We start from the raw sequence: 15,253 nt of genomic DNA, 5'->3' as shown, positions 1-15,253 counted from the left end.
ATAGGTGGTTAAGCGATTATTATATATATGTTTACTTTTATTAGGCCCATCTTTTGTTTGGTCTCAGGCCATCGAAAAGGACTATGTCATCAATCAAAACAGATTAGCAGCAGAACTTAACCGTGCAGGCAAGTTTAGCAAAGCAGATCAAATTCTCGACGAGTTATTAGCCAAGTTAAAAACTCAAAACGCCGATGAGAAATTCTTTGCCACTACCTATCAGACCAAGGCCAAAGTTGTGCAAAGCCTCGGGAATTATGAAGAATCCACAAAGCTGGCAAGATCATCCCTTTTAATCTCCCTTAAACATTTCGATAGTTTAAATATTGCCGACAGTTATAATACAATTGGTATAAACCACTATTTTAAAGCAGATTACGATAGTACTACCTATTATTATGAAAAGTCTTTCGATATCAAAAAAAGAATAAAAACTGATCCATATGCCTTGGCAGTTTCAGCGTATAACCTCGCCCTTGTCTTTGGCGACCTGGGGCAAAATCAAAAGGCCATGGAACTTTATCGACAGGCCGAAACGCTGCTTTTAAAAAGCGGACAACCAAAGAATTTCCTTTCGGATGTGTATGTTGGGATGGCTCTGATCTATTTCTATTCAGGAGAATTATCCAAAGCAGAGATCTATGCTGAAAAGGCCATGGAAAAGGGCTTGATTTCTTATGGAGAGTTTAATCCAAATATGACGTTTGTGTATACCACGTATGCCAATATTTTAGAAGCCGAGGAAAAATATGAGGAGGCTGTAACTTTACTTGAGAAAAATCTAAAAATCAGAATATCGACTTACGGTCAATGGCACAGGTGGACCTGTGAAACCTACTATGACCTTGGAAATTCTTATATGTTGGTCAAAAAATTTGACAAGGCAGAAGCGTATTACAAAAAGGCTATAGAAATTGGCAAGAGAATAAACAGCAGGCAGTACTTGGCAAACGCCAGGAATTTTTTGGCCCAGTTGTATCTTGACAGGGGTATCCACCTTGATGAAGCTGAAAGATTACTGCTCGAAGCATTAAAATCAAATATTGAAATATACGGGGATAAAAGTGATTTAGTTGCCGAGAATTACCTGCAATTGGCAAAATTGTATAAACTAAAAAAAGATGCATTCAAGTTTGCAGACCATGTACAAATGAGCCTTGCAGCCGCCAATTACGACAAAGAAGATTTGGGAACCGTAATAGGCCCCTTACAAGCCCTAAATTCGTTAATGCTTCTGGGTGATTGGTATATTGAAATCTATGAAAAGGATCAGAAAATTCAAAACCTGCTTGAGGCTTACAGGTTGGTAGATCAGAAAATAGCCTTGATAACACACACTCAGAATAATTTTTCATCCGATCGTTCCCGGATAGATTTTGCTAATAAATACAGGGAGGTCTTTGAAACAGACCTAGGCCTTTGCTGGTTGCTTTATCATGAAACGCAAGAGCATAAATACCTTCAAAAGGCATTTGAGCTATCAGAGACAAATCGCAATACCACCTTACTGAAAGGACTGCAAGGAATTGAATACAGGGCTTATGGTGAAATACCAGAGATAAAGCTCAATTTAGAACAAACGACAAAAACAGCCTTGGAAAAGGTTAAGATGGATATCTTTTTTGAAAAGAGCTCAAGCGAGCCCGATAAGGAACTTTATCAGTCGCTTTTAGATGAGAGTATTCGATTAAGCCATAAGCTGGACAGCATATACAAGGATTTTTACAAGAATTATCCAAAATTTAAAAGTATAAATTCAGCGAAAGTTTTATTAGAAATTGAAGATGTGCAGGCTCAGTTAGACGATGATACTCAAATGATTACTTATTTTTTGGGAGAACATAGCTTATTTAGCTTTAACATTAGAAAGGACACAATAAGTTTGCTGAGGGCGGACATCGCAGACAAACTTATCAATATTACCAATGATTTTAAACATCATTTATCAAATAGGGATAATATTGATGAGTTGAGTTATGATCTTTTTATGTACTTGTTGGGACAGCAGTTTGATCGGGAAAAAAGAAACCTTGTTATTGTGGCGGATAATGTGTTGAATTATATTCCTTTCGAAATTCTTCGATCTTCTGACGGGTCGTTGCTGATTGAAAAGTATAACGTTAGTTATAATGGTTCGGCAAGGATATTTCTTGAATTACAAAAAGAGTTTTTTAAATATGATACTCCTAAGGATTGGGCCGGATTTGCCCCAATGTATACTGAGGGGAAGGAATTAGCCTCAAGCAAAAGCGAAATTGATCAAATTGCCTCTTTAACAAACGGTGAGAAATTCGTGGGAGAGGAAGCAAAAAAAGAGAATTTTATGTTACACAAAAAAGAGTTCTCAATATTACATCTTGCCATGCACGCTGAAATCGATAATGAAAACTCCCTCTATAACAGGTTATTGTTTGAAGATGGTGAACTTACAGCTTCTGAAATATACATGTCACATTCTCAGGCAAATTTAGTGGTATTGAGTGCATGTAACACAGGATTTGGAAAGATTGAGAAAGGAGAAGGTGTGATGAGTATGGCCAGGGCGTTTCACTATTCAGGGATACCATCCGTAATGATGAGTTTATGGAAAGTTCCGGATAAGGAAACAAAAACCATTATGGTTGATTTTTACAGGTACTTGAAAAAGGGGAAAAGTAAGAGCGAAGCATTAAGGCGGGCAAAACTGGATTATCTTGACAAAACATCTGACACTGCGTTAAAACATCCCTATTATTGGTCGGGGTTTGTTATTAACGGACAAACAGATCCAATTAAAATTAAAAATACAATGTATCCTGTCATCTGGATGGTTTTATCCATTTGCGGGCTCATCATAATCACTTTCCTAATTAAAAGATTCAGATAATTACTGTAGATATTCCAGGATTTCGTTTGCTTCCTGTTTTTTGAACATTGAAACCGGATTGTTTGCGGTCAATTTCAGCTGTGATACAGCCTTTTCATTCTCGTTATTTTGAAGGTAAGCCAAGGCCAGAAACCATTTTGATTTTGCATTTAATTCAGCAGATGGGCCTTCAACCTCAACTTCATTGCTTACAAGAGATAACAATTCAATAGCTTTATACGATTTACCTACAGCCAAGTAGCAAAGGCCTTTATAATAAAGTATATAAGTGGCATCCGGGTGCTTTACAGAATTGAACAGGTTGATTGCCTTGTAGTAATCTTCTGCCTCATAAGCCACAAAGGCTCTGTATTCAATAGTGTTTAAAGCTTCTCCCCTGACTACAGGTTGAATTGTATTTCTGTCTGCTTTAAAATATTCAGCATAGATAGCCTCATTGGTAGGGTAATAAGTTTTTTGCAGTATCCAGGTAGTTATACCCATAATGATCATTACAGAAGCAGCAACAAGCCATTTTTTAGGCACTGATGCAAATGGCGAACGCTTTTTTGCCCTCTCTTCAATATTGGACAGCACAGATTTCAGCTCTTCTTTTTGATTCGCTGCAATAACCTGTTTAAGGTTTTTTTGAAACAGGAATTCGTTTTTAAAATTCAAATCGTTTTGCAAAAGCTCATTAAAGCGTTGTTGCTCTTTTGGACGAAGAGAATTTTCAAAATAACGATCGATCAAATCATGATTTTCCATAATGCTTATTTACCAAATCTTTCAGTTGCTTGATACAGCGTGATTTTTGGCTTTTTAAAACTTTTTTATTGCTATAATTCAGAATTGCTCTGATTTCATCAAGATTGTATCCCTGATAATAGAACAAATTTAAGATACTTTTGCATCTATCACCTAACTGATCATAGTATTTTTTTAATAACTCCTGTTCTTTAGTTAAAACGGGGCCATAAAGGTTAACATCAAAATCTACATTTTCTTCGACAAGATTAAAATCATTTGTCATTTCTATTTTTGACTGGACCCTGAAATTATGGTATATCTTATATTTTCCTATGGCAAAGAGGTATGTTGAAATATTACTTTGCAGATGATCAATTTTCCCATTGATGGCATTCTCTCTTAAAATAAGGATAGAATCCTGGTAAATGTCTATCGCATCATTTTCGTCAACATTGTATTTTTTTGAAAAATTGATAAACCCCTCTCTGTTTTCGAGATATATTTTTTCCAAAGTCTTTTGGTCCCCTCTTTTTAATAATTCGATTAGATTTTCTGATTCCTGATGATTCATGGTTAACAAAGAAAGTAAAAAGTTTTATATCGAGCCTCTTGATCCCTGAAGGATCTCAAATAAGCGTTTGTTTTATGTCAAAATTACAGGAAACAAAACCATAAGTTGCTTTTATTGCCGTTCTCCATGTAAGGTTTATCCTTTCAAAACAGGCTCTTTTATGAGTAATCGCTGCTTCTAACAGGATCAAATGATATTGAATTCCAAAGGTTGGCCTTATCATTTTTGTCATTATTGATTATATTCGAACCTTGAAAAGAAATGTATGAAAAAGGTATTTGCCTTAAAAGGCCGTATACAGCATTATGCCTGGGGAGGGCAAAAATTTATTCCTGCCCTGCTGGGTATTGAACCAGATCAGAGGCCATATGCAGAATATTGGCTGGGAGCTCATGTAAGTGCACCGGCTTTGGTTGAGGTTGAGGGCGGAGAAGTGCCTTTGGATGCTTTATTAGAAACCAGTCCGCGATCACTATTAGGAGAACAAACGTTTAAAGCTTTTGGCAAATTGCCATTTCTACTCAAAGTTTTGGATGTTCACAAGATGCTTTCCATACAAGTCCATCCCTCAAAAAAGGAAGCTGAAAAAGGGTTTCAACTGGAAAATGAACAAGGGATTCCATTAACTGCTCCATATCGGAATTACAAAGATGATAATCATAAACCGGAGATTATGGTGGCTCTTGGTGATTTTTGGTTGCTACACGGATTTTTACCCAAGGCTCAATTAATAAAGCTTCTTAACGACAAACAAATGTTTAGCCACCTGCTTCCCATATTTAAAAAAGGAGGATATAAAGCACTGTATCAGTATGTGATGGAGTTAGGAGTTGAGGAAAGCAATTCCATATTAAAACCCCTGATCGAAGGGATTATGCCCTTGTTTTATGAGGGGAAAATTGACAGGTCCAGCCCGGATTATTGGGCGGCAAAGGCATTCCTTTTAAATCAGGGCAAAGGAAACTATGACAGGGGTATATATTCAATCTATTTTTTCAATATTGTCAATGTAAAAAAAGGACAGGCTGTCTTTCAGGATGCAGGAGTACCTCATGCCTATCTGGAAGGACAGAATATGGAATTAATGGCAAATTCTGACAATGTGTTAAGGGGAGGTTTAACCCAAAAGCACGTGGATGTCCCGGAATTATTGAAACACGTGGTTTTTGAGGAGACAACCCCAAGGATTTTAGCAGGCGATGTACAAGCCGGTGGCATTGAAAGAAAATATGTGAGCCCTGCTCCTGATTTTGAACTAAGTGAACTGTTGATCAGCCCTGAAAATTCTTATTCGGGCAAAACAGTTTCAGTCGAAATCTATATCATTATGGAAGGCGAAGCAGAGGTGACTGAAAAAAACAGTTCACTAAACTTGAAAAAGGGGGAGAGTTTTATCGCCATGTCCGGGGCCGAATTTCAAATAACAACTTTTAGTGAGGCCGTTATATACAAAGCAGCGACTCCTTAGATTTAAGATAAATATAATCGAAATTTTATCCTATGTATAAAAAATATATTTTTACCCTTTTTCTTGGTTTAACCCTTGCGATTTCTTCCTTTGCTCAGGATGTTTACAAGAGGAATACATCTGCTGAAGTGCAGAACTACATTTTTAACCTAACACTAAATGATCAAAGCAATGAGATTCTTGGAGAAGCTTTAGTTACAGTGGATTTAGAAAATATTGAAGATTCATTTGCCTTGGACCTGATTCAAAAATCAGGGAATTTCGGAATGGAATTGACAGGGGTCTTCAATGGAAATGGCAAGGTCAATTATACCTACGCAAATCACAAAATAGTGATCCAACCAGCTCAGGAGGGCACAAGGATCCGTACCTATAGGATACAGTATCATGGAATCCCTGAAAAGGGTTTGGTAATCGACAAGACAAAATATGGTCAGCGCTCTTTTTTTGGTGATAACTGGCCAAATTTGGCAAGGTACTGGCTGCCTTGTGTAGATCATCCTTCAGACAAGGCGTCGGTTGAATTTAGAATTACAGCTCCAGAATATTACGATGTTATTGCCACAGGGAAAAAGATTGAAGAAAGCAACCTGGGCAATGGACTCAAACTTACAAGATATGTGGAGCCGGCACCGGTAGCGACCAAGGTGGTTACGATTGGAGTTACGAAATTTGCCAGTACATTCCTGGGAAAGGTTGGCGACATAGAGGTAAGTGCCTGGGTATATCCTGAAAACAGATTAGAGGGATTTACCGATTTTGAGGAAGCGACAAAGATTTTAAATTATTTTATCAATGAGGTTGGGCCATATTCCTATGCCAAGCTTACCAATATGCAGGCTAAAACTGCCTGGGGAGGGCTTGAGAATGCAGGAACCATTGCATATAACGAAAAATCAATTACAGGCAAAAAAGAAATTCAACGATTGATGGCTCATGAGATTGCACATCAATGGTTCGGCAATTCGGCCAGTGAAAATAGCTGGAACCATGTTTGGCTCAGTGAAGGATTTGCAACCTATTTTGCCATCTTATATCAGGAATCGGTTGATGGAAACGATATAAGAAAAAAAGAGTTGATTCAGGATCGCGAGGAAGTTATAGCATATTATAAGGAAAACCCTTCTCCCGTGGTTGACAATTCCATTAAGGACCCTCTGAAAGTATTGAACCGCAATACCTATCAAAAAGGCGGGTGGGTGCTCAATATGCTCAGGCACAAGCTTGGCGATGAGGTTTTTTGGAAAGGAATTCGGGCTTATTACAAGAATTTTCAAAATGCCAATGCCATGACTGAAGACTTCAGGAAAGTAATGGAGGAGGTTTCGGGAGAGGATCTGAAGGGCTTCTTTGCACAATGGTTGTTTCTTAAAGGTTATCCTGAACTTAAGTGGAACTGGAAATTCAAAAACGGGAAACTCAAAATCAATATCGAGCAGGTTCAATCGCACCATATTTTTGATGTTCCTGTTGAATTTGGGATCGTTCAGAACGGGGTGATAAGGACCGAAACTGTTGAATTAACAGAAAAGTCAACAAGTGTTGAATATGAGCTTGAGTCGAAACCCGAGGAGGTATTGATTGATCCTGAGGTTTGGCTTTTGTTTGAAGAGAAATAAAAAAACCCAAAGAATATTCTTTGGGCTTTTTTTGTTTTAGGGTCAATTTATTACTTTATCAACGTTACTAAATCTTCTTTGCTTTTTCGAACTTTTTTAAGATTGACCAGCCAGTCATTTTCAGCATCTCTGTAGCCAACAGGAAGCATGACACAACTTCTCAGTCCTTTTTCTTTTAAATTCAATATCTCGTCAAGGGCGTCAGCGTCAAAACCTTCTAAAGGAGTCGTATCCACTCCCTGAAAGGCAGCAGCAGCGATGGCCTGTGAAAAGGCAATATAAGCTTGTTTAGCGGCATGGTTAAAATTGATCTCAGGGTCTTTTTGAGGATAACTTCCCAATAACATCTGTCTGTAATTTTCCCACCCTTCGTTTTTAAATCCACGAACGGTATTTGTCAAATCAAACATCTTGTTGATGCGCTCCGGGGTATAGGTATCCCAGGCGGCAAATACAAACAAATGCGAACAGTCTGTAATAACAGATTGATTCCATGAGATTGGTTTGATTTTTTCTTTCAATTCCTGATTTGTGATCACGATGACTTCAAAAGGCTGAAGGCCGCTTGAGGTAGGTGCCAATGAGATCGCCTCGATAATATTATCTATTTTTTCTTGAGGTACTTTTTCACCGTTCATAGCTTTGGCAGCATATCTCCAGTTTAATTTATCTAATAATTCCATAGTATTCTATTTTAATGTATTTATATGATTTGTTTTTATTTTTTAATGGGTTCAACACTTTGGTTTTCTAAGACAACCTTTTTCGTGTTGAGCACTGATATCAATTCACAAAGTGTATCTTTTAATGCGAGAAGATCTTCAAATTCGATCTTATCGGATTTTAATTCGGCAACTAATTTTTCAGGAATTGGAAGTGCTTTGGTTTTTAGCTGCTTGCCTTCAGTCGTTAATTCAATGATAACGGTTCTTTCATCTTCTTTGGAACGGCTGCGCTTCAAAAGTTTCATATGCTCCATGCGTTTTAGTAAAGGAGATAGGGTATTGGTTTTTAGGAGCAGTTTGCCACTGATCTGATTCACAGTGAGGCCATCGTTTTCCCACAAGACCATGAGCACCAAATATTGAGGATAGGTAATGCCTAATTCATCTAAATGAGGCTTGTACGCTTGCGTCATAAGTCGCGAGGCTGAATATAGCGGGAAGCAGATTTGATTGCTTAATTGTAGTTGAGTATCATTCATCAGTTTTCAGTTTTGTTGTTTCTCCAAGCCCTGTACGCACCGGATGACCAAAGTGCCCAAACAATAAGAAAGGGTTGAAAAAACAGACGTCCTAATCTGGCTCCGTCTGAATTTAAAACACCAAAGGCATCTTTACCGTCAAGATATTGGGCAATATTGCCCGGAAAAATGAGGATAAAAAACAGGGCTAATGCCCAACCGAATTTGACGCGTTCCTTTTTCCAAAAAGCCAGGCCCAGCCCTAAAGCAATTTCTACGATACCCGATAAAATAACAACCAGGTCTTTACTCATTGGTACCCAATCAGGAACCTGAGCCTGAAAATCTATGCGATTAAAACTTAGGTGGCTAAAGCCCGCAAGGATCATAAACACGGCCAATAAGATTCTAAACCCATTTTGAATCAGCGATGTTTCTACCTGGTTTGTCATGTGATATATAATTAGTCGCTCACGTTTGTATCGTGCGCGATGCAAATATAGGTAATTAAATCATCAATCGCTTCTTAAATAAATGTTAATTGCAAAAGCGATAAATTGTAAAGTGGTTTATACTTTTGATGTCACTAATAAAGGGTTAGTACTTCAGACACAGTTTATCAAAGACTTTAACCATAATAAATAAATGGTATCAGATCCAATGGCCAAAGATTAAGTCTTTTTGAATGATCATACAGAAGATGCCGGTGAAAAGGTTTTGGATCGACATTTACGACGCAATGCTTAAGCTGAAAGAATGACCCAGAAATGGATGGTTGTGGCCATCATTCAGACTCATTTGGAGTATGATTAGATGGATATCGCACTTTCTGGCCGTATCGCGACTGGATGATACAGGCTTTTAAACAAAACACACTTTAATTGGATGTTTCTATTCTAATATTGTACCAGTAAAAAACCTGACACAAATGCTGTGTCAGGTTTTTTAGATTGTCTTAAAATGATTTCCTGATATTTATTGTAACCTGATGATGGGATCTGCATTGCCGTCAGGATCGCCTACAACATAATCTTGACTGGAACCATCAGGACCACCCAACAGCATGACTCCAGCAACATGAGGTGTTGCCATTGATGTGCCTGAAATTGTATTATATTCACCGTTTTTCCATGTCGATCTGATCGATACTCCCGGTGCACACCAAGAAATTGGCGGGTTCCCATAATTTGAAAAATATGCAAAATTATCGTTAATGTCAGACGCAGAAACAGTTATAATATTTGCACTTTGCGCACCAGCACGTGCAGGAGAATAATTATTTGCATCTTTGGAATCATTCCCGGCGGCTACACAAAAAATGACTTTCTTTGAAGCCGCAATCACGGCATCATCCAAACTCTGAGAGGCACCACCGCCCAGGCTCATGTTAGCAACATCACCCAAAACTCCATATAGACCAACATAATCCACTCCTTCAATAACACCTGAAACAGTTCCACTTCCTCGTCTGTTTAACACACGAATAGAGACAACCTCTGCTCCGGGCGCCACACCAATTACTCCTTCTGAATTATCAATGGCAGCAATGGTTCCCGCTACATGGGTTCCGTGTCCATTTGCATCATCAGGATCCTCGGCATCTTTTCCTCCCAAAAATGACCTGCTTCTTCCTACATTTACATTGAGATCAGGATGGTCAAGATCTATTCCTGAATCAATGATCCAGGCTGTATTATTCAAGTTTGAGGTTGCGCCGCCATTTACTCTTGAAATTCCCCAGGGAATTTCTTGTCCTGCAGCCGGGTCATTTCCTCCACCTCCTGCCCAGGATGGTTTACCCAGTGTAATGATTTGATCCTGTTCGATTCTTAGAATCCTTTTGTCATTTTTCAAAACTTCCAGCTGGCTTTTATCAAGTTTGGCTGCAAAACCGTTTATTGCGTATCCGTAAGTATGAAGTAATTTTTCCTCAGATAATTCAATATTTGAAAATTTTGATAAAATCTCCTTTTTCATCTGTACTCTGGCCTCTTTATATTTCAAATTTGATTTTCTTGCAACAGATTCACCCGCCAAGGTAATAATATATTGCCCTTCTATGGGTTCAGATTCAAAACCTACCAAAGCTTCGGATGCTCCAATTTCTAGCGCCTCTTCACCCGGACTGCAACTCGAAATTAACAAAAAGGCCATAAAAAATATGCCCATCACCGTTTTAAAATACATGTCAAATTTCCTCATAATCATCTAGTTTTCGTTAATACCTTGAAGGTAAATATATGAAAATATACTAAAAAAGAATTTTTGTGGAAAAGTTTACGTTTGTCAACCTAAAAAATCGAGCCCTTCAAATAGAATCTGCAAATCACCTGACAGCAATTTTACATTTTCTCACAAAAAAAAACGCTCAAGTGAACTCGGCGTCATTTTTTGTTCTTTTTAGGAGGGATTAGCTGCGCTGGTCCCTAGTGACTCCCATTCTGCAAATAGGATCTTCAAATTGCTTAGCAGCAATTTTACATCTTCTCACAAAAAAAGACGCTCAAGCAAGCTTGGCGTCTTTTTTTGTTTCGAATCTGTCTTCGCAGATTCTATTTGATCGTGGAGATGGAGGGTCTATCACCTAGATCTCAAGCGTCTGTAAATCAACATATTAAATTCTGTAAATCATTGAGGTAACCGAATAGGTCACTTTTCTAATACAGTTACAATTTAGTGAATTTTTAAATGAATTTTAAAAATCAAGTTTGTAATTCCAATTTGTTGCACTTCCAAAACCAGATTTAAGAACCCTGCCATTGGTCATCTTCAAATATTCAAGATCTTGGTGAATTTGCGAATTAATATTCCCGCAATTATTAATCGGATACCGATGAACTAGAACATAATCTTCAGGACTTCCCTTTCTGTAATTACGCTCCTCTACAGAAAATCCAAAATCCAAATGATAAGATTTAATAGATAATGTTTCAGTTTCATATTTATTGTCTAATTTACTTCCAATAAGATTTTTGAAGAAATTATTATCAGTCAATAAGTTGGATAATTCATTGCTAGATTTAAACTTAGATATCTTGTTCTGAAATTGTTCATAGCAATAATATGGATGTATTTTTTCTCCATTTACTTTTAGGTCATCAATTTTAATAATTTTAAAATATAGAGGTAAAATTATATCAACAAATTCCACCTGACTATCCTTTTTAGATAACATAATATCAACAAATTCCACTTGACCATCCTTTCTAGCTAACAATAAATCTCTAAACCTAATACCTTTTGAGTTTTTACAACTGATCAAAGAATAAATTGGAATATCTGCAAATTCACCTTTGTCACTCATATAGCGAAATACATGATTCTCAAAACCAAACCTATTGTCATACCAATCTAAAGCTGTTTCTCCGCAGGGAGTCTTATTTTTCCCAATATAGGAATGAAGAACAAACTCATCATTTTCACTAACTCTTAAATTTTCATTATCTAAGAATAGATCGCTAAAAGTATTCAAATACATGTGTCCATCATAGATTGAATTAAGTTGAAATAGCCTTTCCTGGACCATGTTGTCCAAATGATATTTATTTAGAACGCCTTTATAGTAAAGGGTATTACTCTCAATTTCACGAGAATGTTGCCATTTTAAATTTTCTATCTTGTTGTTTTTCAGCCTAATATCATGATTTTTACTTGTATTTTCTTTCTCTAGGTTGGAGATTTTAGATTCTAGCGATTTCACCAATTTATTCTTTTCGGAATACTTCAGTTTGCACTTCAAATTAAAACTCTTTTCATTATCAATTACTAATTGTTGTTCTTCAGTTTTATCAATATATTTTTGAATGGTAGCTTGTAATATTTGTATTTCCTCTTCCAGTTCCTTTATTTTGTTATTTGGCTTACGATTAACTCCATTATCTTGATTAATTCTTCTGACTTCTGATTGAGTAATGGTAATATGTTTATCTAAAGTTGAAACTTGTTTGAGATGCCCCATTTTTCCATAACTTCCAAGCATTTTACTCACCATATTGGATAGCTCATATTTACTAAAATATTTAAAGTTTCTATTACATGTTGAGTTCCAAAGTTCGAATGCTAATAATTGTACCATTATAGCTTTTGTTGCACCTGATATATATCGAACTATTTTATTGCTGATCACATAAAAATCACCTTCGCCCAATGGGTGGTTATTATTCAATGATGATTCGATAGCCTTTTTTAAATATTTAGAATTTTTGACTTTAAAATCTAGTTGACTATACTTTTGCTCTCCAACTTGGTATATGTAGCGTTTTTTAAAATCTTCAATTTTCTTTTCAAAGTCATACATATCGGCACAATTTAAATATTTTAAAGGACTAACTTTTCTGTTTCTTTACGATATCCTATATTCACAACAAACTAGTTTTATGAGCTCTTATTACTTCACCATCAATGCATTTATAACATAGCTCATAAGTATCGAATTGATTATCTATAAGTATTTTTCTCAAAGCCCAATCTTCCTGTGAGTCGGGAAAAACAGACTGAGAAGTTTTTAGATCGGCTTTTAATTCTTCGTAATTCAGTCCGCTTTGCTTAGCAGTAAAATATAAATCCCAGGTCACTATGAAAACTTTATCATAAGTACTTGCCGTGGCTTTATATCCAGATTGATTATAAAAAAGATTTTGACTTTCGACATAGTTTTTTCTAATTGAATCATTTGATCGAAACATGTTAAACATCACAGTTGTGTTTTATTTGTCCATATTTTCTCTTTTAACCTCAACCATTTCACCATCCACTAACTCAAACGTGATCTTATCCTCAAAAGTGTATTTTACAATTGAAATCAATTTAAATTCACTTGGATTGACTTTTTTATAAATAGAAGTTTGCGTATTTCCTCCTCCAAAGAAACTTCCAATTGAAATGCTCTTATTTACTTTATTAAATTCCGTAAAATCATTCAGTAGAGAAAATGGTTCCTCATTAGTTATTTGTTTAGAGTCATTTTCTAATGTAGACTCATTCAGTTTATACGCCTTATATGTGTTGCTATTTTGTACTCCATAGCTGTATTGAGTAACTACTAATTCAACCTTACCATCAAAATCAACATCATAGAAAAAGAATGGCTCAGTGATATTACCATTAAGCCCATCTTTATTAGAAGTCCAATCAAATTGCAGCTCAAAAGATTTATCTAATGGGCTCTGTCTTTGTTCTTCCGAATCTATTCCTATTCTGTCCATGGAAATAGCTAGATCCATAGACTTTATAGTAAAACGAGTAGATCTAGCAAGGTCTGTAAATTCCATTATTCCTGGTCCGGATATATGACCCAATGGTGCCTCCTCTCTCGGGATCCAAAGAATTCTAATAGAAAAATTATCGATTAAACCTTTATAGGTAATCGTCACAAATTTTTTCTGCCAGGCTAAATCTGTCTCACTCACTAAATATTGATGAAATTCAGACACAAGAGTGTCATCATCCTGGACCAATTTGGCGGACGTTATCGAATCAGTTTTTTGACAAGCTCGAATACTATTAGAAGCTAAAAAAAATAAAATGATTAAGGGTAAATAGTAATTTCTCTTTAGGAAACTTAGCAATTTTTATGGATTTTATTTATATAAAGTTAAAACATAATATCTCATAATTAATGATAATCATCATTTAGTCATAAAAATACCCTTTACAGGGTACATAAAAATAATATATTAATAAGTAATTTAGTTCTCTGCTTAATTGATCAAGCTATGAATAAATCTCTTTTTTCTCTATTTATTCTATCATGTCTGGTTTACAATATTTCTTTAGGTCAAGACCGTCAAGAGGTGGCCCTTGGTAAGTATATTATTACAGATGCCAAAATGAACGGTGTTGACGTAACTCAAGAGATATTAGAAGCAGAAGCTTTCACCGTTTTCTATATGTATGAAAATGAAGAAGGATTGCATATGGCTAATGTCTGGCCTAAAAAGAACTCTCAGAGTTACGGTTCAGTATCTTCGTTCAGTATTGAATACAAGAAAGACACTTATGAAGGTTATAAAGCGGATTATTATTCCTTTGATTGGCATTATACGAATGATTATGACCAGAAAACAGGTATAGCTAAAGTATCTGTAATAGAGGTCTTTGAAACACAAGGAGTAGTTTTGATCATGAAAATGATCACGGATGATTCGGACGAAATTGAATATGTCGGTTATATGGAAGGGGAGCTGGATTTCTCGACCTTTGAATAGATTGATTTTGAAGCTTGGATGGCAGCAAATTAATTATATATTTCAGCAATGGAGAAAGACAATATAGAACATAACCAAATCAACAAACCAGTTGAAACGTATGGACTTTTTTATTGGAGGGTATTTGATGGATATAAGTCGGGAGACTTTCTTTATAAGATAAAAGAAGACTTTAATCGACTAGATGAATTTCTATGTGAATTAGGCTTTCAAGAACTCCTCAGCGACGATGAGTTTTTCTATGAGAAAACAAATAATAAAGAGCATCTTGTTTATAAAGCCAAGTCGTTTTATCAAAGTGGAGTTTTAAAGTTCGAATACACCTTTGAATCTGAGAATATGCACTCTTGGCATAGTGGAGTTGAAAATTTCGAGCTTTTCTACGAAGATGAACAACCTAAATTCAGGTTTAGGTATGTGATCGATGAAGAGGATGGTGTAACAGGAAGCTATCAGATGTTTTACGATAATGGCCAGATGAAGGAAGAAGGAGTTCTTTCTTATAGTGATAGTTCATTTGAAAGATACTCCAAGGAGGGAAAGTTAATAGAAACTTTTTGCAATGATGTCGTTAAAAAGTATGAGTAATTTAAAAATCATTTAAATAATAA

Annotated in this window: 15 protein-coding genes; 5 read left to right on the top strand and 10 right to left on the bottom strand. The window is 36.1% G+C overall.

Features of this window, described 5'->3' with window-relative positions:
- Positions 1–4 precede the first annotated feature (4 nt).
- On the top strand, positions 5–2,866 hold the full coding sequence (locus tag AABB81_RS12505) for a CHAT domain-containing protein (protein WP_342160888.1): 2,862 nt from the start codon (positions 5–7) through the stop codon (positions 2,864–2,866).
- Here AABB81_RS12505 and AABB81_RS12500 read toward each other — a convergent pair whose 3' ends face one another.
- Genes AABB81_RS12500 through AABB81_RS12490 form a run of 3 tightly spaced genes read right to left on the bottom strand, consistent with a single transcriptional unit; the run spans position 2,867 to position 4,398 of the window.
- Complete coding sequence (locus AABB81_RS12500) at positions 2,867–3,613, bottom strand: tetratricopeptide repeat protein (RefSeq protein WP_342160887.1); 747 nt, start codon at positions 3,611–3,613, stop codon at positions 2,867–2,869.
- Positions 3,600–4,166 (bottom strand): RNA polymerase sigma factor, encoded by a 567-nt coding sequence (locus AABB81_RS12495; protein ID WP_342160886.1) that lies wholly within the window; start codon positions 4,164–4,166, stop codon positions 3,600–3,602. Before AABB81_RS12495 ends, AABB81_RS12500 begins: the two co-directional genes overlap by 14 nt.
- 55 nt (positions 4,167–4,221) lie before the next feature.
- A complete protein-coding gene (locus AABB81_RS12490) occupies positions 4,222–4,398 on the bottom strand; it encodes a hypothetical protein (RefSeq protein ID WP_342160885.1) in 177 nt (58 codons plus the stop codon).
- Between the two features lie 33 nt (positions 4,399–4,431).
- Here AABB81_RS12490 and manA point away from each other — a divergent pair, with 33 nt between their 5' ends.
- Together manA and AABB81_RS12480 are read left to right on the top strand one after the other, a co-directional pair.
- The gene (manA, locus tag AABB81_RS12485; RefSeq protein ID WP_342160884.1) at positions 4,432–5,634 is read left to right on the top strand and encodes a mannose-6-phosphate isomerase, class I; all 1,203 of its coding nucleotides are present in this window, start codon (positions 4,432–4,434) and stop codon (positions 5,632–5,634) included.
- 32 nt (positions 5,635–5,666) lie between these two features.
- Positions 5,667–7,253 carry a M1 family metallopeptidase gene (locus AABB81_RS12480; RefSeq protein ID WP_342160883.1) on the top strand — a complete coding sequence of 529 codons (1,587 nt, stop codon included), beginning with the start codon at positions 5,667–5,669 and terminating at the stop codon, positions 7,251–7,253.
- A gap of 50 nt (positions 7,254–7,303) precedes the next feature.
- On the opposite strand, the gene AABB81_RS12475 is transcribed toward AABB81_RS12480, so the two are convergent.
- The 7 genes from AABB81_RS12475 to AABB81_RS12445 all read right to left on the bottom strand — a co-directional run bounded on the left by AABB81_RS12475 (position 7,304) and on the right by AABB81_RS12445 (position 13,844).
- Entirely contained in the window at positions 7,304–7,936 is a 633-nt protein-coding gene (locus AABB81_RS12475) for a nitroreductase family protein (RefSeq protein WP_342160882.1), read from the bottom strand.
- A gap of 35 nt (positions 7,937–7,971) precedes the next feature.
- Complete coding sequence (locus AABB81_RS12470; RefSeq protein ID WP_342160881.1) at positions 7,972–8,391, bottom strand: MarR family winged helix-turn-helix transcriptional regulator; 420 nt, start codon at positions 8,389–8,391, stop codon at positions 7,972–7,974.
- A 65-nt stretch (positions 8,392–8,456) separates the two neighbouring features.
- Complete coding sequence (locus AABB81_RS12465) at positions 8,457–8,888, bottom strand: DoxX family protein (RefSeq protein WP_342160880.1); 432 nt, start codon at positions 8,886–8,888, stop codon at positions 8,457–8,459.
- Positions 8,889–9,411: 523 nt separating this feature from the next.
- Entirely contained in the window at positions 9,412–10,638 is a 1,227-nt protein-coding gene (locus AABB81_RS12460) for a S8 family peptidase (protein ID WP_342160879.1), read from the bottom strand.
- Positions 10,639–11,131: 493 nt separating this feature from the next.
- The gene (locus tag AABB81_RS12455; protein WP_342160878.1) at positions 11,132–12,733 is read right to left on the bottom strand and encodes a hypothetical protein; all 1,602 of its coding nucleotides are present in this window, start codon (positions 12,731–12,733) and stop codon (positions 11,132–11,134) included.
- Positions 12,734–12,794: 61 nt separating this feature from the next.
- Positions 12,795–13,130: a hypothetical protein gene (locus AABB81_RS12450; RefSeq protein ID WP_342160877.1), complete on the bottom strand. Its 336-nt coding sequence runs from the start codon at positions 13,128–13,130 to the stop codon at positions 12,795–12,797.
- A 12-nt stretch (positions 13,131–13,142) separates the two neighbouring features.
- Positions 13,143–13,844 carry a hypothetical protein gene (locus tag AABB81_RS12445; RefSeq protein ID WP_342160876.1) on the bottom strand — a complete coding sequence of 234 codons (702 nt, stop codon included), beginning with the start codon at positions 13,842–13,844 and terminating at the stop codon, positions 13,143–13,145.
- Between the two features lie 306 nt (positions 13,845–14,150).
- Here AABB81_RS12445 and AABB81_RS12440 point away from each other — a divergent pair, with 306 nt between their 5' ends.
- A complete protein-coding gene (locus AABB81_RS12440) occupies positions 14,151–14,642 on the top strand; it encodes a hypothetical protein (RefSeq protein WP_342160875.1) in 492 nt (163 codons plus the stop codon).
- A 48-nt stretch (positions 14,643–14,690) separates the two neighbouring features.
- A complete protein-coding gene (locus tag AABB81_RS12435) occupies positions 14,691–15,230 on the top strand; it encodes a hypothetical protein (protein ID WP_342160874.1) in 540 nt (179 codons plus the stop codon).
- The last annotated feature ends 23 nt before the right edge of the window (positions 15,231–15,253 follow it).

It is taken from the genome of Lutimonas vermicola (assembly GCF_038433205.1).
GTDB classification, from domain to species: Bacteria; Bacteroidota; Bacteroidia; order Flavobacteriales; family Flavobacteriaceae; genus Lutimonas; species Lutimonas vermicola.
This window is presented reverse-complemented; position numbering and strand designations above follow the sequence as displayed.

What these genes read in the sequence shown, in the direction of transcription:
- AABB81_RS12500 (WP_342160887.1), bottom strand. Translation starts at nt 3,613, where the DNA reads ATGGAAAATCATGATTTGATCGATCGTTATTTTGAAAATTCTCTTCGT.
- AABB81_RS12495 (WP_342160886.1), bottom strand. Translation starts at nt 4,166, where the DNA reads ATGAATCATCAGGAATCAGAAAATCTAATCGAATTATTAAAAAGAGGG.
- AABB81_RS12490 (WP_342160885.1), bottom strand. Translation starts at nt 4,398, where the DNA reads ATGACAAAAATGATAAGGCCAACCTTTGGAATTCAATATCATTTGATC.
- manA (WP_342160884.1), top strand. Translation starts at nt 4,432, where the DNA reads ATGAAAAAGGTATTTGCCTTAAAAGGCCGTATACAGCATTATGCCTGG.
- AABB81_RS12480 (WP_342160883.1), top strand. Translation starts at nt 5,667, where the DNA reads ATGTATAAAAAATATATTTTTACCCTTTTTCTTGGTTTAACCCTTGCG.
- AABB81_RS12475 (WP_342160882.1), bottom strand. Translation starts at nt 7,936, where the DNA reads ATGGAATTATTAGATAAATTAAACTGGAGATATGCTGCCAAAGCTATG.
- AABB81_RS12470 (WP_342160881.1), bottom strand. Translation starts at nt 8,391, where the DNA reads ATGACGCAAGCGTACAAGCCTCATTTAGATGAATTAGGCATTACCTAT.
- AABB81_RS12465 (WP_342160880.1), bottom strand. Translation starts at nt 8,888, where the DNA reads ATGACAAACCAGGTAGAAACATCGCTGATTCAAAATGGGTTTAGAATC.
- AABB81_RS12460 (WP_342160879.1), bottom strand. Translation starts at nt 10,638, where the DNA reads ATGAGGAAATTTGACATGTATTTTAAAACGGTGATGGGCATATTTTTT.
- AABB81_RS12455 (WP_342160878.1), bottom strand. Translation starts at nt 12,733, where the DNA reads ATGTATGACTTTGAAAAGAAAATTGAAGATTTTAAAAAACGCTACATA.
- AABB81_RS12450 (WP_342160877.1), bottom strand. Translation starts at nt 13,130, where the DNA reads ATGTTTAACATGTTTCGATCAAATGATTCAATTAGAAAAAACTATGTC.
- AABB81_RS12440 (WP_342160875.1), top strand. Translation starts at nt 14,151, where the DNA reads ATGAATAAATCTCTTTTTTCTCTATTTATTCTATCATGTCTGGTTTAC.
- AABB81_RS12435 (WP_342160874.1), top strand. Translation starts at nt 14,691, where the DNA reads ATGGAGAAAGACAATATAGAACATAACCAAATCAACAAACCAGTTGAA.